This window comes from Pseudonocardia ailaonensis (genome assembly GCF_039531635.1).
Taxonomy (GTDB): domain Bacteria; phylum Actinomycetota; class Actinomycetes; order Mycobacteriales; family Pseudonocardiaceae; genus Pseudonocardia; species Pseudonocardia ailaonensis.
In genome coordinates, this window is the sequence record NZ_BAAAQK010000013.1 from 45,949 (window position 1) to 68,623 (window position 22,675).

21 protein-coding genes are annotated in these 22,675 nt (G+C 73.5%); 9 read left to right on the forward strand and 12 right to left on the reverse strand.

All coding sequences use genetic code 11. From position 1 onward, the window contains the following. Window positions 1–8 precede the first annotated feature (8 nt). The 11 genes from ABD324_RS20830 to ABD324_RS20880 form a co-directional block, all read right to left on the reverse strand. Window positions 9–1,016, reverse strand: a complete 1,008-nt coding sequence (locus ABD324_RS20830) for an alcohol dehydrogenase catalytic domain-containing protein (RefSeq protein WP_344419553.1) — start codon at window positions 1,014–1,016, stop codon at window positions 9–11. Between the two features lie 79 nt (window positions 1,017–1,095). After that, complete coding sequence (locus ABD324_RS20835) at window positions 1,096–2,037, reverse strand: cyclase family protein (protein ID WP_344419555.1); 942 nt, start codon at window positions 2,035–2,037, stop codon at window positions 1,096–1,098. Continuing rightward, a complete protein-coding gene (locus tag ABD324_RS20840; RefSeq protein ID WP_344419558.1) occupies window positions 2,034–2,603 on the reverse strand; it encodes a Zn-ribbon domain-containing OB-fold protein in 570 nt (189 codons plus the stop codon). The genes ABD324_RS20835 and ABD324_RS20840 overlap by 4 nt, the downstream gene beginning before the upstream one ends. A 12-nt stretch (window positions 2,604–2,615) precedes the next feature. Then, window positions 2,616–3,806, reverse strand: a complete 1,191-nt coding sequence (locus ABD324_RS20845; RefSeq protein ID WP_344419560.1) for a thiolase family protein — start codon at window positions 3,804–3,806, stop codon at window positions 2,616–2,618. Then, window positions 3,803–4,948 carry an NAD-dependent epimerase/dehydratase family protein gene (locus ABD324_RS20850; RefSeq protein WP_344419563.1) on the reverse strand — a complete coding sequence of 382 codons (1,146 nt, stop codon included), beginning with the start codon at window positions 4,946–4,948 and terminating at the stop codon, window positions 3,803–3,805. Before ABD324_RS20850 ends, ABD324_RS20845 begins: the two co-directional genes overlap by 4 nt. Before the next feature lie 121 nt (window positions 4,949–5,069). Next, on the reverse strand, window positions 5,070–5,933 hold the full coding sequence (locus ABD324_RS20855; protein WP_344419566.1) for an ABC transporter ATP-binding protein: 864 nt from the start codon (window positions 5,931–5,933) through the stop codon (window positions 5,070–5,072). Then, entirely contained in the window at window positions 5,930–6,673 is a 744-nt protein-coding gene (locus ABD324_RS20860; RefSeq protein ID WP_344419569.1) for an ABC transporter ATP-binding protein, read from the reverse strand. The genes ABD324_RS20855 and ABD324_RS20860 overlap by 4 nt, the downstream gene beginning before the upstream one ends. Next, window positions 6,666–7,682 carry a branched-chain amino acid ABC transporter permease gene (locus ABD324_RS20865; protein ID WP_344419572.1) on the reverse strand — a complete coding sequence of 339 codons (1,017 nt, stop codon included), beginning with the start codon at window positions 7,680–7,682 and terminating at the stop codon, window positions 6,666–6,668. Before ABD324_RS20865 ends, ABD324_RS20860 begins: the two co-directional genes overlap by 8 nt. After that, entirely contained in the window at window positions 7,682–8,557 is an 876-nt protein-coding gene (locus ABD324_RS20870; protein ID WP_344419575.1) for a branched-chain amino acid ABC transporter permease, read from the reverse strand. Before ABD324_RS20870 ends, ABD324_RS20865 begins: the two co-directional genes overlap by 1 nt. Before the next feature lie 49 nt (window positions 8,558–8,606). Then, entirely contained in the window at window positions 8,607–9,845 is a 1,239-nt protein-coding gene (locus tag ABD324_RS20875) for an ABC transporter substrate-binding protein (protein WP_344419578.1), read from the reverse strand. Beyond that, window positions 9,842–12,064: a CaiB/BaiF CoA-transferase family protein gene (locus ABD324_RS20880; protein WP_344419581.1), complete on the reverse strand. Its 2,223-nt coding sequence runs from the start codon at window positions 12,062–12,064 to the stop codon at window positions 9,842–9,844. Before ABD324_RS20880 ends, ABD324_RS20875 begins: the two co-directional genes overlap by 4 nt. Window positions 12,065–12,305: 241 nt before the next feature. On the opposite strand from ABD324_RS20880, the gene ABD324_RS20885 reads away from it, so the two are divergent. From ABD324_RS20885 to ABD324_RS20895, 3 genes are all read left to right on the forward strand, one after another. Continuing rightward, a complete protein-coding gene (locus ABD324_RS20885; RefSeq protein WP_344419584.1) occupies window positions 12,306–13,004 on the forward strand; it encodes a GntR family transcriptional regulator in 699 nt (232 codons plus the stop codon). Between the two features lie 29 nt (window positions 13,005–13,033). Further along, on the forward strand, window positions 13,034–13,420 hold the full coding sequence (locus tag ABD324_RS20890) for a Zn-ribbon domain-containing OB-fold protein (RefSeq protein WP_344419587.1): 387 nt from the start codon (window positions 13,034–13,036) through the stop codon (window positions 13,418–13,420). A gap of 67 nt (window positions 13,421–13,487) precedes the next feature. Beyond that, window positions 13,488–14,675 (forward strand): thiolase C-terminal domain-containing protein, encoded by a 1,188-nt coding sequence (locus tag ABD324_RS20895; protein ID WP_344419589.1) that lies wholly within the window; start codon window positions 13,488–13,490, stop codon window positions 14,673–14,675. A gap of 36 nt (window positions 14,676–14,711) precedes the next feature. Here the strand turns inward: ABD324_RS20895 and ABD324_RS20900 are convergent, their stop codons facing one another. Next, the gene (locus ABD324_RS20900; RefSeq protein WP_344419614.1) at window positions 14,712–16,181 is read right to left on the reverse strand and encodes a CCA tRNA nucleotidyltransferase; all 1,470 of its coding nucleotides are present in this window, start codon (window positions 16,179–16,181) and stop codon (window positions 14,712–14,714) included. Window positions 16,182–16,323: 142 nt separating this feature from the next. Here ABD324_RS20900 and ABD324_RS20905 point away from each other — a divergent pair, with 142 nt between their 5' ends. The 6 genes from ABD324_RS20905 to ABD324_RS20930 all read left to right on the forward strand — a co-directional run. Next, a complete protein-coding gene (locus ABD324_RS20905) occupies window positions 16,324–16,818 on the forward strand; it encodes an NUDIX hydrolase (RefSeq protein ID WP_344419591.1) in 495 nt (164 codons plus the stop codon). After that, entirely contained in the window at window positions 16,815–19,196 is a 2,382-nt protein-coding gene (locus tag ABD324_RS20910) for a DUF6049 family protein (protein WP_344419593.1), read from the forward strand. Before ABD324_RS20905 ends, ABD324_RS20910 begins: the two co-directional genes overlap by 4 nt. A gap of 84 nt (window positions 19,197–19,280) precedes the next feature. After that, a complete protein-coding gene (locus ABD324_RS20915; protein WP_344419595.1) occupies window positions 19,281–20,981 on the forward strand; it encodes a protein kinase family protein in 1,701 nt (566 codons plus the stop codon). 84 nt (window positions 20,982–21,065) lie between these two features. Beyond that, window positions 21,066–21,629 (forward strand): RNA polymerase sigma factor SigM, encoded by a 564-nt coding sequence (gene sigM, locus ABD324_RS20920; protein ID WP_344419597.1) that lies wholly within the window; start codon window positions 21,066–21,068, stop codon window positions 21,627–21,629. After that, entirely contained in the window at window positions 21,626–22,231 is a 606-nt protein-coding gene (locus tag ABD324_RS20925) for a hypothetical protein (RefSeq protein ID WP_344419600.1), read from the forward strand. The genes sigM and ABD324_RS20925 overlap by 4 nt, the downstream gene beginning before the upstream one ends. Before the next feature lie 101 nt (window positions 22,232–22,332). Further along, a partial coding sequence (locus tag ABD324_RS20930; RefSeq protein WP_344419603.1) for an NAD(P)/FAD-dependent oxidoreductase occupies window positions 22,333–22,675 on the forward strand: 343 nt, incomplete at its 3' end.

Consider the following 22,675-nt stretch of genomic DNA (forward strand, 5'->3'; position numbering starts at 1 on the left):
TTCCCCCTCTACGGGACCAGGATCGCCCGGCCCACGACCCTGCTGGCGTCGACCGCCTCGTGCGCCTCGACGGCGTCGGACAGCGCATAGGTCTGGGTCACCGGCCGGACCTTCCCCGACTCGACGAGCTCCATGGAGCGCATGAACGTCGACATCAGGGTGGAGCCGGACCCGGTGATCACCGCCTCCTTGAAGAACACGAACGCCGGGAAGAGGCTGATCTTCTGCCGGTACAGCTGTCCGGTGAGGACGTAGCGGCCGCGGCGGGCCAGCGCGCGGAAGCACGGGCCGAAGACGTCGGGATGGCCGACGTTGTCCAGCACGACCTCCGGTCCGCGGCCGCCGGTCAGGTCGAGCAGCTGGGTGGCCAGCTCCGGCCCGCTCACCACCACCTCGTCCGCCCCGTGGCGGCCGAGCAGCTCCGCCTTCTGCGGCGACGACGTCAGCCCGATCACGCGCGCGCCCATGGCTTTCGCCACCTGCATGGCGTGCAGGCCGAGGCCACCGCCGGCGCCGGTGATCACCGCCGTCTCGCCGGGCCGCAGCGTCCCGATCCGGTCGAGGGCCTGCAGGCAGGTGCCGACCGCGCACGCGGTGAGGGCGGCGTCGGCGTAGTCCACGCCGTCCGGAACGGACAGCAGGGTGTCCTGCTCGAGGGCGACGTACTCCGCGCCGCCGCCGTAGGTGAACTCCTTCTGCGCGCAGGACAGCTCGTCGCCGGAGCGGCACGGGAGGCACCGCCCGCAGGTGTGGAACTGCTTGCACGCCACCCGGTCCCCGACGGCGAAGCCGCGCACCGCGCTGCCGACGGCGACGACGTCGCCCGCGATCTCGTGGCCCAGGACGGCCGGGAGGGGGATGTGGGCGAGGCCGGCGCGGTCGGCGGAGTCGTGCCCGCAGATGCCGCACGCCCTGACCGCCACGACGACCTGGGTGTCGGTGGGGGTGGGATCGGGGAGGTCGCCGTAGACGAGGACCTCCGGGCCGCCGGTCTCGGCGAAGCTCACTGCTTTCACGACATCGCTCCTCGTGGGGTGCGGGCAGGGTCGTCGGCTGTGGCACGACCCCGGGGCGCGGGGGCCGGGACGCGCGGCGTCACAGCACCGCGTAGGCGTTGGCCGGGCTGCCGACCCCGCGCGGGATGCGCAGCGCGGCGGAGACCAGCAGGAACTCGTGGCGGCCTGCGGCGGCGCACGCCTCGGACAGCCCGGAGAGCTCCCAGAACTCCCCGATCGCCATGCCCAGCAGCGGGATCACCCGCCGGTGCAGGAAACCCTTCCCCCGGTCGACGGGGAGGCGCTCGCAGGCGATGTTGTCCGCGGCGACCGAGGCGAAACCGTTGTCCCACAGGAACTCCGCGGTCTCCCGCGCCGAGTCCAGCCCGGGACAGGCCAGTCCGTTGCCGACGCTCCCCCGCATCGCGGCCCGGGCCGACGGGCTCTGCGCCCGGTACCACTCGACCCAGCCGGTCCGCAGGATCAGGAAGTCCCCGGGCCGGAACGTCACCCCCTGGGCGGCGGCCACCTCCTCGATCACCGCGGGGGTGATGTCGAAGGCCTCGTCCGGCGCCCACGGACGTCCTTGTTCCACGTGAAACCTCGCGACGTCGACCAGCACGCCGCGGCCCATCGGCCCGCGGACGGACCAGCGGTCGATGCCGAGCGCGTCGCCGGCATCGAGGTCCTCCTCCTGGCGGCCGCCCCAGTAGCCGTGCTCGCGGAAGCGGACGTGCCGCAGGCCGTCCCACTGGCTGGAGAACTGGAGCCAGAGGTTGTCGACCTTGTCGTCGCGGCCGTTGCGGGTCGTCTCGACGACGTGCTCGAAGGCGGTGCGGCGCTCGAACAGGCCCGGATCCGGCTCGTCGAGAGGGAGGGTGAGGGGGACGACCGTCCCGTCGCGCACCGTCTGCGTGGCGGCGAGGATCTCGGCCGGGCCGACGCGGTTGAGCGAGCCGAGCTCGTCGTCCCGACCCCAGACGTCCCACGCGTGCCGCTCCCCGGCGATCTCGGGGAGATCGGCGAACTTCGGGGTGCTCACGCGGACTCCGCGGGGACGAAGCACAGGACGCCGATCCCGTCGCCCGCGTCGAGGTACGCCGCCTCGACGGGGGTGCCGGCGGGGAAAGCGGCCGCCGGATCCGCGGCGGTACCGGCGGCCGTGCCGGACCGGGAGCCGGGGCCGGGTTCGGAGGCCGTACCGGATCCGGAGACGGGGCCGGATCCGGAGGCGGCGCCGGCGGACCCCGGTGCGGCGACGGACGGCGAGGCGGCGGGCAGGATCCGGCCCGGGAGCCGCAGCCCGTCCGCCATGTCGACCATCGCCGAGACGAAGGGCACGACGTCCGCCCAGACCTGGTTGCCGGTCGCCCGCCGCACGGTCACCGCGGCGGACACCGTGCCGGAGGTGGCGACCGGCGTCCAGGTGGCGTCGAGCGACGTGCAGTTCCAGCAGACGGGGGCGATCGGCCAGCGGACGGTGCCGCAGGAGTTGCATTTCTGCAGCTCCAGACGCCCCTCGCCGAGTCCGCGCCAGAAGGGCTCGGACTCGGGATGGACGACCGGGGCGGGGCCGCGGTACTGGCCGGCGGGGGTGAGGGTGGGCATCGACGGCTCCTTTCAGGAGGCGGTGAGGATCAGGGAGTCGCCCCACGGCGTGGCCCACTGCGCGACCTCGGCGCCCGTGACCTGCCGCGGCCCGCACTCGCCCCGCAGCTGCCGGGTCATCTCGACGAGGTGGGCGTAGCCGGCGAAGTGGCCCTCGGCCATCAGCCCCCCGTTGGTGTTGACGGGGAGCGGGGCGCCGACCTCGAGGCCGTTCTTCTCGACCCACTCCGGCGCCTCGCCCTCGCCGCAGAACCCGAACCGCTCGAGGATCATCCAGAGGTTGCTGCCGAAGGAGTCGTAGACGTAGAGGGCGTCGACGTCGTCGCGGGTCACGCCGGCCATGTCGTAGACGGGCGCGGGCTCGGGGGTGAAGGGGTAGTCGCCGCCGAAGCCGACGCCGAGGCCGGGGCGGGAGAACATGACGTAGTTGTCGCGGTTGGCGCGGATGCTCTGCGCGCCCGCGATCGTCACCGGCTTCTTCGCGAGATCGCGGGCGCGGTCGGCCGACGCCAGGATCAGGCAGGTGGAACCCTCGTTGTGCAGGGCGTAGTCGCACCGCCGGAAGGGTCCGGACAGCACCGGCTCCTGCTCGTAGGACTCGGGGGTGAGCGGTTTGTCGCGCAGGATCGCCATGGGGTTCTGCGCGGCGTTGCGCCGGAACCCCATGCCGACGCGGGCGAGGTCCGCCGAGCTGGCGCCGTAGCGGTCCATGTACCGCTGCGCGACCAGCGAGGTCGCCGAGCCGGGGGTGTCGACGCCGTGGACGGCCCACTCGCCGTGCCCGCCGCCGACGTCGCGCAGGCCCTCGACGGTGCTGTGCCCCCCGAGGTTCCGCAGGTGCCGGCCGTACCCCCGGGCCGTGACGCCGGTGTTCGCGATGGCCACCACGTCCGCCATCCCGGCCATGATCGCGAACGCCGCGTGAACCGTGACGCCGGTGGCCCAGCGGCCGTGAGCCCAGGCCTGGTCGATGTAGCGGCAGTCCAGCCCCATCGTGGAGGTGAACTCCTCGTAGTCCACGCCCGTCGGGGAGCCGTGGGCGGTGGCGAACCCGTCGACGTCGGCCTTCTCCAGGCCGGAGTCCGCCAGCGCGGCGAGGAAGGCCTCGGCCTGCAGCCGGTGCGGGCTCTTCCCGAGGTCGAAGCCGAACTCCTCACTGGTCCCGACGCCGACGACGCAGACCTCGGTGTCTCTGAGCTTCACTGGGCGCTCCCTTGCGCGACCGGACCGGTCGGTGACATGGCGCCCTCGACGCGTCGCCATGCCTCGCCGGGCTTCTTGGGGTGTCGGTACTGGTGGGCGTAGCCCGGCAGCTCGTAGGGCTCCGGCGGACGGGAGGCGGCAGCCATGACCCGGTCCTCGCCCTCGTAGTCGAAGGGGTCGCCGAGCTGGTTCTCCTCCGGCCCCCCGCGCTCGAAGGGGTGCGCGAGCATCCACTCGACGGACGCGGCCAGCGCCTCGTCGACCGGCAGCTCGTCGGTGTAGCCGAGCTCGCGGCGGATCAGGCCGGAGTCCGAGAGCCGGTGCCCCTGCTCGTAGCGCCACAGCGGATGGGCCGGGCGGGCGTGCTCCCAGGGCAGGTCGACGAGCTCGAACTCCACCCCGCACACCGCCGCGACCAGCGCGATCCGCTGCGTCATCGTGTAGGTGTGCGGGTCGCAGACGATGTAGCTCTTCCCGGCGGCGACGTCGGGGGAGTCGGCGGCGAGCAGCACCGAGCGGGCGACGTTGCGGGTGTAGCCGCGCGTCTCCAGCTTGAGGCCGCCGTCGGCGATCACCAGGCGGCGACGGCCGTCGAGCGCCCGGCGGACGATCGACCAGTCCTGGGGTCCGGGCTGGTGGGGGCCGTAGAGCACGGGATAGCCGAGGTAGGTGGCGCTGAAGGCGCCGTCGGCGTGCGCGGCGAAGAGGTGGTCCTGCGCCTGGGCCATCCGGAGCGCGAACTTGGTGCTGGACACCTCGTCGGCGGCGGGGATCACGCGGTCCTCGGTGAGCAGCGCGGGGCGGCCGAGGCGGTTCCAGCGGGGGTCCGCGGGGCCGGCGGCCATACCGGTCGACGCACCGATCGCGATCAGCTGCGCCGTCCGGCCGCGGAACACGTCGACGAGCACGCGCAGCCGCCCGTACTGGGCCGCCACCAGATCGAACGTGCGGCCCTCGACCGCCGCCGGCGCCAGGGTCTCGGCGAAGTGCGGATCGGCGTGGATGTGGGGCACCTCGGGCACGTCCGGGTTCTCGTGCTGCCCGCCGTGCAGGATCGTGACGTCGTAGCCACGCTCCAGGAGCCCCTCGACGACGATCGGGCCGGTGGGGCCGGTGCCCCCGACGACGAGTGCGGTCCTCATCGGACCCCCTCGAGCGCGGCCCGCCCGGCGCGGCAGGCCTGCACTGCGTGGCGCAGGTCCGACGGGGCCCCACCGGTTCCGCGCGGGCGGGTGGGCCGGGCCCATCCCCTGACCGACGTCGTCATCGCTCTCCTTCTGCCGGGACGGTGTCGCCGAAGAACGCCGAGGTCATGGCCGCGTCGCCACGCAGGGTCTCGGTCGTCCCCGAGAAGACGATCTCCCCGCCCTGCATCACGTAGCCGCGGCTGCACATGTCGAGGGCCTCCTGCACGCGCTGCTCGACGATCAGCACGGACAGGCCCGCGTCGGACGCCGCGAGCGACCGGAGCTCCGCGAAGATCGTCTCGACGACCTGCGGGGCCAGGCCGAGGGACGGCTCGTCGAGCAGCAGGACGCGGGGCTCGGACATCAGCGCCCGCCCGATCGCGACCATCTGCTGCTCGCCGCCACTCATCGTCCCGACGACCTGCTGGCGGCGGTCCTTCAGCCGCGGGAAGGTCTCGACGACCCGCTCGATGCGCTCGCCGATCACCGCGCGGCTGCCGAACTTCAGCCCGCCGAGCACCAGGTTCTGCGTGACCGTCAGCTCCGGGAAGAGGCCGCGGCCCTCGGGGACATGGGCGATGCCGAGCGTCGCGACCTGGTAGTCGGCGACCGCGCGCACGTCCTGCCCGTCCATGGTGATCGAGCCGCCCTGCACGCGGCAGGTCTGGAAGATCGCCCGCAGCAGGGTGGACTTGCCGGCGCCGTTGGGGCCGAGGACGGCGACGGTCTCGCCGCGGCCCACCTCCAGGGACACACCGTGGAGGACCTGGGCGACGCCGTACCCGGCCACCAGATCCCGGATCTCCAACAGCGCACGCCCACCGGACGGCTCGCTCGCACGCTCGCCCAGCCCTGATGGTTCGCCCGCACGTTCTCTCAGCGCTGATGGTTCGCTCGCACGCTCGCCCAGCCCTGATGGTTCGCTCGCACGCTCGCTCACGAGCCCTCCTTGGTCGACGTCTCACCCAGGTAGGCCGCGATGACCGCCGGATCCGCGAGCACCTCGGCCGTCGGCCCGTCCGCGATCAGGGTCCCGTCGACCAGCACGGCCAGGCGGGTGCAGAAGCGGCGCACGTCGCCGATCAGGTGCTCGATCATCACCGTGGCCCAGGAGCGCGACTCGCTGATCTCGATCAGCTTGTCCAGCACCTGCCGCCTCTCCGCAGGCAGGAGCCCCGCCAGCAGCTCGTCGAGCAGCACGACCTTCGGCTCCGCGGCGATGATTCTCGCCAGTTCGACGAGTTTCGCCGTCACGGGGTTCAGGTCGGACATCTCCTTGTCGGAGACGTCGTCGAGGCCGAGGGCGGCCAGCGCGTCGTACCCCCGCTCGGCGGCCTCGGCGACGGACGAGCCGGCCGAGAGCGGGCCGAGCATCACGCTGTCGATCACCGTCAGCGCCGGGAAGGGATGGGCGACCTGGAAGGTGCGGGAGAGGCCGTGGCGGAAGTGCCTGTGCGGGGCGGCCCTACTGACGTCGACACCTCCGAGCAGGACCCGGCCCGACGTCGGCCGGATCTCGCCGGACAGGCTGTTGACCAGGCTCGTCTTGCCCGCGCCGTTGGGGCCGATCAGGCCGATCCGCTCGCCGGCGCGAACCGCCAGGCTCACGTCGCGCACCGCCACGACGCCGCCGAACTGCACGCGGACGTTCTCCGCCTCGACCACGGGAGTGTCAGCCACAGCGCCGCTCCTTCCGGTTCCGCAGGGCCCGCGCGACGGTCGGGTACGCCCCGCGCGGGAACCACAGGGCCACCGCCAGGAGCAGCACCGCGTAGGCGATCTGGTCGAGGCCGGGCAGCTGGAAGAGATAGGTCCGGGCCAGCTGGGTCAGCGGGATGATGATCACGCCGCCGAGCACCGGGCCGAGCACCGTGCCCGCGCCCCCGACCAGCGTCACGACCAGGGCCTGCACCGAGACCGTCGGGTCGAAGGCGTCGAGCGGGTCGAAGACGAAGGTCAGCTGGCTGTAGAAGGTGCCCGCGAGCGAGGCGAAGACCGCGGCGATGAGGAACGCATAGACCTTGTAGCGGAAGGTCGGCACGCCCGAGGCCTCCGCGGCCCGCGGGTTCTCCCGGATCGCCTGGAAGTAGCGGCCCATCCTCCGGCCCTTGACGACCATCGTCACCACGGCCGCCACGAGCACGAACACCGCCGCGATGCACAGGTAGACGAAGGGATCGTTGAAGTTGAAGTCGCCCGGGGTGTCCTCCGGCGAGAAGGGCCGCTCCACCTGGAAGAACCCGAAGTAGAGGATCACCGCCTGGATGATCAGCGGCACCATCAGCGAGGCGATGGCGAAGAAGAAGCCGGGCAGCCGCAGCGTCGCCAGCCCCACGATCAGCGCCAGGAGCACCGAGGCCACGATCCCGACGACGATGCCGAGGTACTGGTTCACCCCGTGCGTGCGCAGCACCAGGATCGTGAAGTCCGTGATGCCGAAGAACGCCGCCTGGCCCAGCGCGAGCGGGCCGGCGAGCCCCGAGATCAGGTTCCAGCTCTGCCCGAGCAGGACGAAGGTCATCGTGAACGCGGCCGTGGTCGACATGTCCGGCGAGATCAGGGCCACCACCACGACGACCACGACCAGGGCGACGACGGCGAGCAGCTCGCGCCGGGACCGTCCGACGCCCGGCAGCTTCCGGGTCGCCGCCTTCTCGCGGGTCACGGGCCGGTGTTGGGTCACCGTCATCACGTGGACCTCTCGGTGAGCAGGGCGGCGTTGCCCAGCACGCCCTGCGGGCGGACCATCAGCACGAGCACGAAGATCAGGTAGATGATCGCGTTCTCGAGCTGGGGCGGCAGGAAGCTCGTGGTCAGGCCCTGCAGGATGCCGACGATCACGCCCCCGATGAGCACGCCCGGGATGCTCCCCAGGCCGCCCAGGATCGGGACGACGAACATCAGCACCAGAAGCGGCGTCGCCGACGTCGGGGTCACCGGCGTCCCGATCGCGTAGAGGGCCCCGACCAGGCCGGCCAGCGCGATCGTCAGCGCGAAGGCCAGGCCGTAGACGCGGCGGACGTTGATCCCGCAGTAGACGGCGGAGTCGCGGCGCTGCGAGGTCGCGAGCACCTGCAGGCCGAACGTCGTCCTGTTCAGGAGCAGCCAGACCACCCCGAACGCCACCAGCGCGAACCCGAACACCAGCAGCGACGACCACGTGACGAAGACGCCGGGCAGCAGGGTCGTGCCACTCGTCGTCAGGTCGCTGGGGGTGGTGCGGCCGGCGGCGCCGAAGCCGAGGTTGAGCAGGGCCTGGATCAGGGTGAGCAGGGCGAGCGTGGCGATCATCTGGGCGCGCTGGCCGCGGGCCACCAGCGGCCGGATCAGCGGCCGCTCGATCGCCAGCCCGAGCAGCCCGAGGATCACGGCGACGGGCACGACCAGGATGAACGGGTTGATGCCCGTGGCGTTCCACAGGACGTAGAGGACGTACATCCCGATCAGCGCGAAGCTCGCGTGGGCGAAGTTCACGAACCTCAGCACGCCGAGGATCAGCTGCTTGCCGAGGCCGAGGACCGCCCAGAGGGCCCCGATGAGGATGCCGTTGACGACGATGGACATGGCTGCTCCCTCCCCGGGGCGGCGGGTCGCGCCGCCCCGGGGTCTCGGGTCAGTTCTTGGGGAAGAAGGCCTTCGCCCCGGCCACGGACTCCGGGAACACGGTGATCGGCTTGCCGTTCTGCCACTGGATGAGCACGGCCTTGTTGGTGGCGGAGCGGCCCGTCGGGTCGAACTTCACGCAGTTGCAGGGCCACACCGACCCGGCCTGCCCGCCCTTGAGGTCGAGCGCGGCGATGGCGTCGCGGACCTTGTCCTTGTCCGTCGACTTCGCGGCCTCCAGGGCCTCCTTGATCATGTAGACCTCGGAGTACGGGACGAGGTTGTACTCGTTGGGCACCTGGCCGGCGGCCGAGATCTTGTCGGAGATCGCCTGGTCGGAGGGGTAGACCCCGGCCGAGACGGTCGCGATGACGCCCTGGCTGCCCTGCGGACCGAGCGCGTCGACGAAGCTCTTCGACACGTACGGTGCCCCGGAGAGCACCCACGGCACCGGCGTCTTGCCCTGCGCGATCTGCTGCTTCTGGATCGCGATGACGTCCGGCGTCGCGGAGCCGACGAACAGCGCCTGTGCTCCGGAGGAGTTGATCCGGTCGACCAGGCCGGAGGTGACGGCGCCGGTGACCGAGCCGGGCTGCAGCGTCTCGTTCATCACGACGTTCCAGCCGAACTGCGGCGCGTAGATGCTCGCGATCTCCTTGGCCGTGTCCGTGAGCACGGAGTTCGTGCCGGGCAGCAGCCCGACCTTGTCGAGCTTCACGCCGGCCTCGGTGGCCAGCTGTTGGACGGCCGGGAAGGACTCCTTGTCCAGCTCGGAGGCCAGCGGGCTGGTGATGAACAGGTACTTGAAGCCGCGGCCGGTGAGCTGGTCGCCGAAGGTGACGTCGAGCCACGGCGTCTTGCGCTGCTCGGAGACCTGGGAGGCCGCGATCGTGTTCGACGTGATGCCGGTGCCGATGCCGGCGGTGATGTTCCCCGAGGCCAGCAGGCTGGTCATCGCGGAGACGCTGTCGGAGACCTGGGTGCCCGCGTCGCGGACGGTGAGGTTCAGCTTGGCGCCGCCGAGAGACGTGATGCCGCCGGCCTGGTTGATCTCGTCGACGGCCATCTGGGCGCCGAGCTTCTGCTCCTCGCCGGTCTCGGCGTAGGGGCCGGTCAGGGGCACGAGCAGGCCGATGTTCACGGTCTGCGCCGAGCCACCCGAGGCGCCGGCACCACCGCCGCCACAGGCCGCGAGCCCCAGCATGGCCGCTGCGAAGAGCGCCAGAGGGGCGAGACGTGAGGGTCTCATTTCTCTCCTCCTAGGTGAGGGCGGTGGCCGTCGATCCGCCAGGGGGCGGCGAGCGAGTCGAGCCCGCCCGCGGTGTCGTGCAGGTCCATGGCCTCGGCCTGCGGGTGCGCGAAGAACTGGGCGTAGTCCTGGATCGGCACGCCGAGACCGCCGTGCCGGTGCGTGGCCTCCAGCACCGTCGCGGTGTCGAAGGCGACCGTGTACTTGGCGAGCTCCCGGTTGAGCTCCTTGCTCCTCGGGGTGCGCTGGGCGTCGGAGCGGAAGTTCTCGTCGCGGGCGAGGTCGTCTGCGCCGAGCTCCGCGCACAGGGCGGACCACGCGTCGTCGCTGCGGCGCGGGGCGGAGAACGAGATCGCGCCGTCGGAGGTGGGGACGCCGCGGTCACGGGGGTAGGCCGCGGCGAGGCAGTGGAAGCCACCCCACTCGGCGGGGTCGTCGAGCGCCGCGACCATCACGGACATCACCGCGAGCAGCCCGTCGAGAGCGGAGACATCGACGACCTGGCCCTTGCCGGACGACTGCCGCTCGATCAGGGCCGCCAGCACCGCCTGGACCCCGAAGGCCCCGGCGAGGGTGGACGCGAGGTCGGCGCCGACCCGGACGGTCGGGTCGCCGATCGCCCCGACGTACCGGGTGAGGCCGGCCAGCGCCTGGATCTCGAGCTCGGTGGCGGGATGACCCGGTTCGACGGCGGAGATGCGGCAGAGCACGGTGTGGTCGGCGACCTCGAGATGGACGTCGTCGGTGCGGACGAGGTCGGTGAGGACGACGTCGACGCCGTCCGGGATCGCGTCCGCGAACCGCTTGCCCCGGTTCAGCGCCCGGAACACGGCGGAGTCGCCGGTGTCCGTCGCCGGTGCCCAGTGCCGGGCGAGGTCGCCGCCCTCGGGCTCCACCTTCGTGACCTCGGCGCCGAGGGTCGCGAGCAGCCAGCCGCAGTAGGGCGTCGACACCCCCTGGCCGAGCTCGGCGACGCGGACGCCGGTGAGCGGGAGCGTGCTCTCCCCGGCCTGTTCCCGCAGCTCCGGGCGGTTCCGCCCCGGGAGCTCCGTGTCGGCGAGGAACGCCGCGGTGTCCTGGCCGGGCAGGGGGGCGACGCCCTGCCCCGCGGGGGTGCGGGAGAACTGCCACGGCGGCCCGGGCACCCGCATCACGCCCTCGACCGGGTGCGGCACGGTGACCAGCCGCTCACCGAGCAGGTCGGCCCCGGTGCCGCGCATGACGTCGTCGAGGACCTGGGGCAGCGCGTGCGGCACGCCGGCGGCCGCGAGCCGGCCCCGCCACCAGGTCGAGTCCGCGCCGGCGAACACGCGGCGGAGCTGGGCGGAGACCTCCTCACGCTGGTCGACGCGATCGCGGTTCGTGGGGAACCGGGCGGCCAGATCCGGCTCACCGATCGCGTCGCAGAGCGTCCGCCACGTGGGATCGTCCGGCGCGCTGACCAGCAGGTCGCGGGAGTCGCGGCACCGGAACGCCCCCGAGGGCACGAACGCCGCGGACTCGCTGCCCAGCGGGATCGGGGTCTCGCCGGCGACGAGGTGCTCGGCGATCCGGGTGGTCTGCAGGGCGAGCGCGCCCTCCATCTGCGAGGTCTTGACCACGCATCCCCGGCCCGTCCGGTTGCGCAGGTGCAGTCCGGCCAGCGCCGCCTGGACCAGGTAGGCCGAGGTCCCGAGGTCGACGGCGGCGAAGTAGCGGAGGAACTCGGGATCGGCACCGGGATCGCCCTGGATGCTCACGAAGCCGCTGAACGCCTGGCCCTGCGGATCGGTCGACCCGACCTTCGCCATCGGTCCCGTGCTGCCGAACGAGCTCGACGCGCAGTAGACGATCTGCGGGTTGATCGCGCTCAACGCCTCGTAGCCCACGCCGAGGCGGTCCATCGCGCCCTCGCGGCTGTTCTCGACCACGATGTCGCACTCCGCGGCGAGGCGGTGCACCAGCGCGCGCTGGTCGTCGGCCTTGAGGTCCAGCTCGATGTCGCGTTTCCCCAGGTTGCACACGGTGTAGGTGGTGCCCTCGCCGTGCCGGGCCGGCTTGACGTGCCGGATGTGGTCGCCGTAGGGCGGGTCGACCTTGACCACGTCGGCACCCATCGTCGCCAGCAGGCAGGCCGCCCACGGGCCCACGGCGAAGGCACTCAGGTCGAGGACGCGGTAACCCGCGAGAGGGCCGGTCGCGGTGTCCCGGCGCGGGACCCAGCTCGGCTGACGCGGCATGAGGAGACCTCGCTGTCGTCCGTCGTTCGCGTGGCGGCTCGTCGTCGGGCCGTCGACCGAGATTTGTAGAGAACAATGTATATTTTGTCAACGTTGAGCTGGGCAACCCTCCGTCAACGATGACCGACAGACGGTGGTCCACCTGGACCAATACGCTGCCGGCGATCTTCGTAATGTATATACGTTGGTGTGACCCAGCTATCATCCGTGGCAAGCGGGCCGAACGGGCGAGGGGGATCGGGTGGCCGCACGAGACGATTCGCGGGTCGGGCTGCTGGGGCACAGGCCGCGACCGCGCCGGCGCAACATGAGCGACGAGGTGTTCGACTACGTCCGCAGCCGGATCTTCGACGGGACCCTCAAGGCCGACCAACGGATCCCGCAGGACGCCGTGGCGACGGCGCTCGGGGTCAGCCGGGTGCCCGTGCGGGAGGCGCTGATCGCGCTGGAACAGCACGGGCTCGTGGCGTCGGAGCCGCACCGGGGCACGTACGTCGTCCCCATCCGGGCCGAGGACATCGACGACCACTACCGGATGTACGGGATGATCCAGGGCCTCGCCGCCGCCCGGGCCGTCCACAGCATCACCGAACCCGTCCTCGACCGGCTCGACGAGCTGCACGAGCAGATGTGCACCGGCGACGATCCCGACCTGCTCTGGGACCTGAACTACGACTTCCACTCGCTGATCAACCACACCGGTGGCAGCTCCCGGGTCCGTGCGGTGCTGCGGCACCTCTCCCACAACTTCCCCCGCGAGCTGTACGCGCTCACGCCCGGCTCCAGCCCGGAGGCCAACGCGGGACACGCCAGGATCCTCGCCGCGCTCAGGGCGCGGGACGGGGTGGCTGCCGACCTCGCGAACCAGGAGCACGTGCGGGCGGAGGGCGAGAACATCGTGGTCGCGCTGCGGCGGGCCGGGATCCTGGCGGACTCGTGAGCGGGTCGGACGGATCGGGCGCGACGAGGGTGGTTCCCGTTCCGGACGATCTCTCGCGCGAGTTCTGGACGGCGGCCGCGCAGGGCAGGCTGGTGGTGCGCCGGTGCGCGGACTGCGGCACGTTCCATCACCCCCCGCGGCCCCTCTGCCCGTCCTGCCGGGGTGCGGACTGCCCGTTCACCGAGGTCAGCGGGCGGGCGCGGCTGCACTCGTGGACCCGTACCGAGCACTCCGTGCTGCCGGCGCTCGCGGTGCCGTACGTGTGCCTGGTGGTCGAGCTGGTCGAACAGGAGGGGCTCTACCTGGTGTCGGACGGGATCGGGCTGGAGCTGGGGGAGCTGCGGCAGGGAATGGCGATGCACGTGGTGTTCGACGCCTCCGCCGGGGAGCTCACGCTGCCGAGGTTCGTGCCGTGAGGCCGGGCGGCGGTCCCGTGCACGGGCGGACGGGCGGGATCGTGACCCGGGTCGGGAGTCCGGGATCGTGACCTGGGACGGGACGGGGCGGGTCGCCGTCGCGGGAATCGGGTTCTCGGCCGTCGAGCGCCGCACCACGACTCCCATCGGCCGGTTCGCCCTCGACGCCGCGGCGGCGGCACTCGCGGACTGCGGGCTCGATGCGGCGGACGTCGACGGCCTCGCCACCTATCCCACGGCGCCGTTCGTGGGGGCGCCGAACCGGGAGGGGGAGGACGTCGTCGGCGTCGAGTACCTGCTCGGGACGGTCCGGGACGTCCGCTGGTACGCCCAGGCCGCCGAGGGGATGATCACCGCCTCGCTCCGCGACGCCGTCAACGCCCTGCTCGCCGGCGCCTGCCGGTACGTGCTGGTCTGGCGCGCGATGTACGCCCCGCCGGGCACCTACGGTCAGCACCGAGCCGGCACCGCGACGGGAGACGCCCAGTTCAGCGCGCCGTACGGCTGCGTGAGCCCGATCCAGTGGCACGCGCTCGCCTTCCGCGCCTATCTCGAGCGCCACGCCGCGGACCGGGAGAAGCTCGCCGCGCTCGCGGTCAACTCGCGGGCGAACGCGGCGCTGCACCCGCACGCCGTCTTCCGGGACCGGCCGCTGACCGCATCCGACTACCGGGAGTCCCGGACGATCTCCGACCCGCTGCGCCTCCACGACTGCGACGTCCCCGTGACCGCGTGCGTCGCCGCCGTCCTCACCACCACCGAACGGGCCCGGGACCTGCGGCAACCCGTGGTCACGGTCGCGTCGGCGGCTCATCAGGCGACGCCGCGGCCGCACGCCGTCCACTACACGCTGCAGGACCACGTCGAGGCCGGCGCCCCGGTCGTCCGGCATCTCCTGGAGGACGCCGGGCTGGGTCTCGCCGATCTCGGCGCCGCCCAGCTCTACGACGGCTTCGCCCCGTCGACCCTCTACTGGCTGGAGGCCGCCGGGTTCTGCGGCCGGGGTGAAGCCCTCGACTTCCTGCAGGAAGGCCGGATCGCCCGCGACGGCGCGCTGCCGCTGAACACCTTCGGCGGCTCGCTCAGCCAGGGCCGGCTGCACGGGATGGGACATGTCGCCGAGGCCGTCGAGCAGCTGCGGGGCACGGCGGGGGACCGCCAGGTGCGTGGCCTGGCCGACCGCCCGCACGTCCTGGTCCTCGACGGCTCGCCCATGCTGCGCGGCGGCGGCCTGATCCTCGGCTCGGACCGGTGAGTGCCGGGGTCGTGCCCCTCGACGGGGCACACGTGCTCACAGGTGCTCGGCGGCCCACGAACGCAGCTCGCGCTCGGCGTCCTCCGGGGCGAGGGGCCCGCGCTCCATCCGCACCGACAACAGGTGCTTGTACGCCCGGCCGACCAGGGGGCCGGGCGGGATGTCCAGCAGCGTCATGATCGCGTTGCCGTCGAGGTCGGGGCGGATGGCGTCGAGCTGCTCCTGCGTGCGCAGCTCCGCGATCCGGTTCTCCAGCGAGTCGTAGGAGCGCTGGAGGGCGGCGGCGCGGCGGCGGTTGCGGGTGGTGCAGTCGCTGCGGACCAGCTTGTGCAGGCGCTCCAGCAGGGGCCCCGCGTCGGTGACGTAGCGGCGCACCGCCGAGTCCGTCCACTCGCCCTTGCCGTAGCCGTGGAAGCGCAGGTGCAGGTAGACGAGCTGGGCGACCTCGTCGACCACGTGCTTGGGGTAGCGGAGCTCGCGCAGCCGCTTGCGCACCATCTTGGCGCCGACGACCTCGTGATGGTGGAAGCTGACCCGTCCGTCCGGCTCCTTGCGCCGGGTCGGCGGCTTGCCGACGTCGTGCAGCAGGGCGGCGAGGCGCAGCACCAGGTCCGGCCCGTCCTCCTCCTGGTCGATCGCCTGCTCCATGACGACCAGCGAGTGGGTGTAGACGTCCTTGTGCTGCATGTGCTCGTCGATCGCGAGCCGCATCGCCGGCACCTCCGGGACCACGTGCTCGGCGAGCCCGGTGTCGACCAGCAGCTCGAGGCCGCGCCGCGGGTGGGCGCCCATCAGGAGCTTGGTGAACTCGGCCTGCACCCGCTCCCGGGTGATCCGGGTGAGCTCGCCCGCCATCGCCGTCATCGCCGCGGTCACGCGGTCGGCCGGGGTGAAGCCCAGCTGGGACACGAACCGGGCCGCGCGCAGCATGCGCAGCGGATCGTCCGCGAAGGACTCCTCGGGGGTGGCCGGGGTGTCCAGGACGCCGACGGCCAGGGCGGCCAGCCCGCCGTACGGGTCCACGAAGCGGCGCTCGCCGGGGACGGAGTGCACCTCGACGGCCATCGCGTTCACGGTGAAGTCCCGGCGGACCAGATCGCCCTCGAGCGTGTCACCGAACCGGACGACGGGGTTGCGGCTCCGGCCGTCGTACTGGTCGGCCCGGAACGTGGTGATCTCGAGCGTGTCGTCGCCGCGGCGGAGGCCGACGGTGCCGAACTCGATGCCGGTGTCCCACGTCGTGTCCGCCCACCCGGCGACGATCTCGAGGATCTGCTCGGGGCGGGCGTCCGTGGTGAAGTCGAGGTCCGTGCTGCCGCGGCGCAGCAGCGCGTCCCGCACGCTCCCCCCGACCAGGTACAGCCCGTGCCCGGCCGCGCGGAAGCGGTCTCCGAGCTCACCGGCGACGTCCGGGATGTCGAGCAGCTCCACGAGGGCATTCTCCTGGGCACGCCGGAGTTCGTCCGGCGGTTCCGGTGCTGCGGTGACGGCGGCACCGGAGATCACGAGCGGGGAGGACACGACGAGCCAGTGTAGGCGGGCGCGTGACGGCCGGGCGGACGGAGGGTGACGGACGCGGTGACACGCACCCGCGCCACGATCGGCGCGGAAGCCTCCGGGGGAGGGCCGGGCTCGTTACCATCGCCACATGTCCTCCTCCCGCGGCCGTTCCGGAGGGCGCCGCGCGGGCCGGCCTGCGGAACGGCGCCGCCGGCTGAGGACCGTGGACGAGACGTCCGCGGGGGGCCTGGTCGTGGACCACGAGCTGGGCCGCGCCGCCGTCATCGGCCGGTTGGACCGCCGCGGGCGGCTGCTCTGGTCCCTGCCCAAGGGCCACATCGAGGCCGGTGAGACGGCCGAACAGGCGGCGGTGCGCGAGGTCGAGGAGGAGACCGGCATCATCGGTCGCGTGGTCGCACCCCTGGGCACGATCGACTTCTGGTTCGTCGCCGAGGACCGCCGCGTGCACAAGACCGTGCACCACTTCCTGATGCGGGCCCTCGGCGGCGACCTGTGCGACGACGACGTCGAGGTCGCCGAGGTGGCCTGGGTGCCGCTCGGGGAGCTGGAGGGTCGGCTCGCCTACGCCGACGAACGGAGGCTGATCCGGCGCGCCACCGAAATGCTGGAGGAGACCGCGTGAGGGGTCTGGCGACCCTCGCCGTGATCGTCGCCCTGCTCGTCGGGCTCCCGGTCGCCGCCTCGGCGCAGCCGGGCACCGTCGGGGCCACGGGCCTGCAGCTCACGCTCGGCGGCACCGAACCACGGGTGATCACCTCGGACGGGCCGGGCACCCTCACCCTGACCGGCACGCTGACCAACACCGGCAGCACCCCGGTCGGGAACATCGGCGTCCGGGTGCAGCGCAGCGATCCGCTGCGCACCGAGGCCGCCGTGCGCGAGGCACTGGCCGGGGACGACGCGGCCGACGCCGTGACCCCCCAGTTCACGAACCTGCCGACGGAGCTCGCGCCGGGTGCGAGCGTGCCGGTGAACCTGAGCGTGCCGCTGACCGGCCCGCCCACGACCTCGCTCGCGCTGACCCGCACCGGGGTGATCGCGCTGCTGGTGAACGTCAACGCGAGCCGGGACGGCATCCGGGCCCGGATGGCCGCGGTGCGGACCCTGCTGCCGGTGCTGTCGCTCCCGGGCGGCAGCCCGGCGAACCGACCGGCCGCCGCCACCCCGTTCACGCTGCTCTACCCGCTCACGGACGCCCCCCGCCGGCTCCCCACGGTTCCCGGCGAACAACCCACCCTGACCGACGACTCGCTGGCGGCCTCCTTCGGCCCGGGAGGCCGGCTGAGCGGGCTGGTCGACGCCCTGGCCGCGCGCGCCCCGGTCGGCTCGCTGCTGCGGAGCGGGATCTGCGTGGCAGTGGACCCGGACCTGCTCGAGACGGCGTCCCGGATGGAGGAGGGCTACCAGGTCCGCGCACCGGACGGCACGCTCACGCCCGGGACCGGCGCCGACGCGGCCAAGGCCTGGCTCGCCCGGCTCCAGGGGGTGCTGCGGGGCGGCTGCGTACTCGCCCTCGCCCAGGACGACGCCGACCTCGTGGCTCTCGTCAGGGGCGGGGCGGCCGATCTCGCCCAGCGGGCCGTCACCGACGGGCGCCGCATCGCGTCGGAGGTGCTGGGCACCCCGGTCCTCGCGGACACGGTCTGGCCGGCGGACGGCGTCCTCGACGAGACGACGCTCGGCCAGGTGGCGGCCGCCCGCGACGGATCCTCGGCCGTCGTGCTGTCGGCCGACGCCGTCGAGGACAGCTCCCGCACGTCGGGGGTGGTCCCGGTGGCCAATCCCGGGGCCGTCGGCACCAGTACGACCGGAGTGCTGAGCGATCCGCTGCTCACCCTGGCCGCGACCGGCCCGGCCGCGTCGACGGCGAGCACGAGCCCGGCCGGCGGCGACGGCCCGCTCGGCACCCAGGACGCGATCGGCACGCTGGCCTACCGGGCGCTCACGGCGAGCCCGGGGAGTCCCGCGCCGCTCGTCCTCGCCCCGCCGCACCAGTGGGAGGCGAACGGCCAGGCCGCGGACGCGCTGCTCGGCGCCGCCTCCCGCTTCGTCACCGACGGCCTGATCACGCCGCGGGCGCTCGGCGCGTCAGTGGCCGCAGGCCCGGCCCCGGACGCCCCCCGGAGGCGGCTGCTCTACCCGGTGCGCCTGAGCGCCGCCGAGATCCCGCCCGAGGTGGTGTCCGCCCTCGTCGCGAGCCGGGACGACGTCGAGCGGCTGCGCGCGGCCTCGGACTACGAGACGGGCGTCGGTGCGCCGCCGGACCAGGTGTTCGACCCGCTCCTGCGCGGCCTGCTGCGCGGGGCGTCGGCCGCCTGGCGCGGTCGCCCGGACGTCGCCCGCATGCAGCAACGGCTGGTCAGCGGCCGGATCGGCGAGCTGGTCGGCTCGGTGCGCGTGCTGGAGCCGCCGGGGCCGTTCTCGCTCGGGACGCGGGACGCGCCGGTGCCCCTGACCGTCGCCAACGGGCTGCCGATCACGATGACCGTGCGGGTGGAGCTCACCAGCACGGCCGGGCTGCGGGTCGCGCCGATCCCCGTGCAGCGGGTGCCCCCGGCCGGGCGCGTGCAGGTCAGGGTCAACACCGAGGTGCTGCGTTCGGGGCAGTTCACGGTGGAGGCCGCCGTCCGGACCCCGGACGGCGGGGCACTCGGCGAACCGACGCGGCTGCAGGTGCGCTCGACCGTCTACGGGACGGTCACGATCTGGCTCACGGCCGTCGCCGGCGGGCTCCTGATCCTGCTCGCCGCCCGCCGGGTGATCCGCCGGATCCGCCGGGAACGTCCCGTGCCCGCGGTGCCGGAACCCGCGACGACCGCGGTGACGCGGCCGTCCACACCTTCCGACCAGCCGCCGAACGGCCACCCCCCGGCACCGCCGAACGGGGTGCCGGACGGGTCCCGTCCCAGGTCGCAGGCCCGAACGCCCGCGGCGGACGACGGAACGGCGCCGCGCGCGTCACGGCGCGGGATCTCGTCCGGACAGCATGATCTGCCGTAGGCTGACCGCCGGGGATCCGGGTGATCCGGAGACCCACGGGGGAGCTGTACCGCGCGTGAGCGCACGGGGTGGAGGTCGCGACCGGTGAGCGGGCAGACCGAGGAGCAGCCCGGGTCGGAGGCCGACCCGGGTGGTGCGGCCATGGCGTCGGTGCCCGCCGCCCCCGCCGCGACGCTGCCCCCTTCCGCCATCCCACGGCCCACCACCCCGCGGGACGGGAGCCGCCGCGGCGGCGCCGAGAGCCCGGTCCGCTCGCTCTCGCCGACCGGCGCGGGGGACGTGCTCGCCAACCGCTACCGGCTCGTCACGCGCGTCGGGTCCGACCTGGGGGCCGGCGCCGAGTTCTGGCAGGCCGAGGACACCGTGCTGCAGCGGGACGTAGGGGTCACCGTGCTGCGCCGGCGCCCCGCGGACGACGAGCAGGAGGACCCGGAGGGCACGGCCCGCGCCGGCGAGATGATCGTGCGCGCGCTGCGCTCCGGTGGCTTCGAGCATCCCGGCTGTGCCCGCCTGCTCGACGTGCTGGCCGCCGGTTCGCCCGGTGTGCCGGCGGACGTCCTGGGCGCCGCCGTCACCGAGTGGGTGGCGGACCACAGCCTCACCGAGGCCGTCGCCGGCGGCCTGATCCGCCCGTTGCGCGCCGCCCGGATGGTCCAGGAGCTGGCGTCGGCGGCCGAGGAGGCCCACGGTCGTGGCCTGGTCCTCGGCTGCGACCACCCGCAACGCATCCGGGTGACGGGGGACGGGCGGGCGCAGGTCGCGTTCGTGCTGCCCCGCCCCGGGGTCGATCCCCAGGACGACGTGCGCGGCCTCGGCGCCGTCCTCTACACGCTGCTCACCTCGCGCTGGCCGCTGTCCGGCTCGGACGCCGCGCGCGCCGGGCTGCCCTCCCCGGACCGGGCGGCGGACGGCTCGCCCGTGCCGCCGTCCGCGGTCCGGCCGGGGGTGCCCGTGGAGCTCGACGCCGTGTGCGGCGCCGCCCTGGGCTCGGCCGGCACGGTCGGGCGGGTGCACACCGCCGCGGCCGTCCACACGATGATCAGCGAGGTCGTCGCCGAGGACGACCGGTCCGCGCTCTTCCCGCCGGAGCACGACGGCGTCCCGGCCGACCCGGGGGACGTCTGGCAGAAGAAGACCCGCCGCCCCGCGCGCACCGAGCCCGCCCGCCGGCGCAAGCTCGTGATCGGGCTGTGCGTGCTCGGCGCGGCTGTGCTCGTGGTGCTCGGCTACCTCGGCGTGCAGGTGGGGTCCCTGTTCGGCGAGCCGAAGGCGCCCGCGATCGTCCTCCCGGGGGCGGGCGCGGTGGCCTCGGCACCGACCGCACCGGGCGGTCCCGCGCCGAGCGCGGCGGTCACCGGGGTGTCCGTGCAGGTGTACGACAAGACCGGGGACCAGGACAACACCGACGACGTCGACCGCGCGGTCGACGGCAACCCGGCCACGAGCTGGTCGACCTACACCTACAAGCAGCAGCTGCCCGCGCTGAAGCCCGGCGTGGGGCTGATGGCGTCCTTCGCCTCCGTCGAGCAGCTCTCCCGGATCACGATCGACTCGCCGAGCGCCGGGTCCGTGGTCGAGGTGCGCTCGTCGGCCTCGGGCGATCCCGATCTGGACGACACGACGCTGCTCACCCGTCAGACGCTCGGGTCCGGGGTCACCACCATCTCGCTCTCGGACAGCCAGCCGGTGCAGCACGTGCTGATCTGGATCACGAAGCTGGGCGGCGGCGGGGACGCCAACGTCACCGAGATCGACGAGCTGACCTTCTACCGCGCCGGGGTCTGAGTTCCGGCTCCTCCCGATTCGCGGCGGTGAACGGTTTCCGCCGTTCCCCCACGGGCCGGGGGCGCACGGTCCTAGCGTCCGCGCGTGCCCGTGGTCGACCTGCGCTCGGATCCCCAGCTCCTCGCCGCGCACCGGTCGGGGGAGCGGGGTGCGTTCGACGAGCTGGTGCGCCGGCACGGCGACCGGCTCTGGTCGGTGGCCTACCGCACGCTGCGCGATCCGGAGGACGCGGCGGACGTCCTGCAGGAGGCCCTCGAGGCGGCCTACCGGCGGGCGGCGGCGTTCCGTGGGGAGTCCGCGGTGAGCACCTGGCTGCACCGGATCGTCGTCAACAAGTGTGTGGACCGGGTGCGGCACGACCGGGCCCGGCCACCGTCCGCACGACGCCTCACGGCTGCGCGGACCGAGCGGGAGCCGATCGCGCTCGACCCGGCGGAGCGGGCGACCGAGCGGCTCGCCGTGGTCGACGCCCTGCACCAGCTCCCGGTGGAACAACGCATGGCCATAGTTCTCGTCGATGTGGAGGGATATCCGGTGGCCGAGGCGGCGGCGATCCTGGAGGTCCCGGTCGGGACCGTGAAGAGCCGGTGCGCCCGGGGCCGGGTCCGGCTCGCCGCGCTGCTGGGTCACCTGCGGGAGGAGGCGTGACGAGCGGCTGGCTCACCCGGCTCGCCGAGGCGGACGCCGGGCTGCCGGACGAGGAGTCCGCGGCGCGGACGCTCGCCGCGGGGGGGCCGGAGGACCGGCGGGTGCTCGCCGCGCTGGCCGCCACCCGCGCCGAGCTCGCGGCGATCCCGCCGACCCGGCTGCCGGCCTCGGTCGCCGCGCGGCTGGCCGCGGGTCTCGACGGGCTGGACTCCGCAGCTCCCGCACCTGTTGTCACTCTGACGAGAAGACGGCGGAGACCGCTCCTGCTCACGGCGGCCGCGGCCGCACTCGTCGCCCTCGTGCTGCTCGGCCCCCCGGCTCCCACGCCGCCCACGGATCTCGCCGCCGCCGCCTCCCGGGTGGTGGCCGAGGGGGTCCGCGAGGTCGGCCCGCTCGCCGATCCCCAGGCCCTCGCCGCCTGCCTCGCCCGGGCCGGCGCCGCACCCGCCGGAGGGCCACTGCTCGCCGGCCGGCCGGTCGTCGTCGGCGGGAGGGAGGGGACGCTGCTCGTGCTCGGGACCGGTGTCCTCGGCCGGGTCCGGGCCGTCGTCCCGGCGGCCGACTGCGTCGCTGTGCTGGGCGACCTGACCGTCGGCGGGTGAGACACGTCACCACCTGGGTGGATGCCCTGGCCGGGAGACGGAATGCCCACTTCTAGGATCGCGTTGTACGCGGAGCACGACGAGGAGGAAGTGAGGCATCGGTGAGCACCGAGCAGAAGATCCACGAGCTGATCGTCATCGGCTCAGGACCGGCCGGGTACACCGCCGCGGTCTACGCCGCGCGGGCCCAGCTCGACCCGGTGGTCTTCGAGGGCACGCAGTTCGGTGGCGCCCTGATGACCACGACCGAGGTGGAGAACTTCCCCGGCTTCACGGACGGCATCATGGGTCCGGAGCTGATGGAGCAGATGCGCGGGCAGGCGAAGCGGTTCGGGGCGGACCTGCGGGCCGAGGACGTCGAGAGCGTGTCGCTGGGCGGCGCGGTCAAGGAGGTCACCGCCAACGGTGTGACCTACCGGGCCCGTGCGGTGATCCTGGCGATGG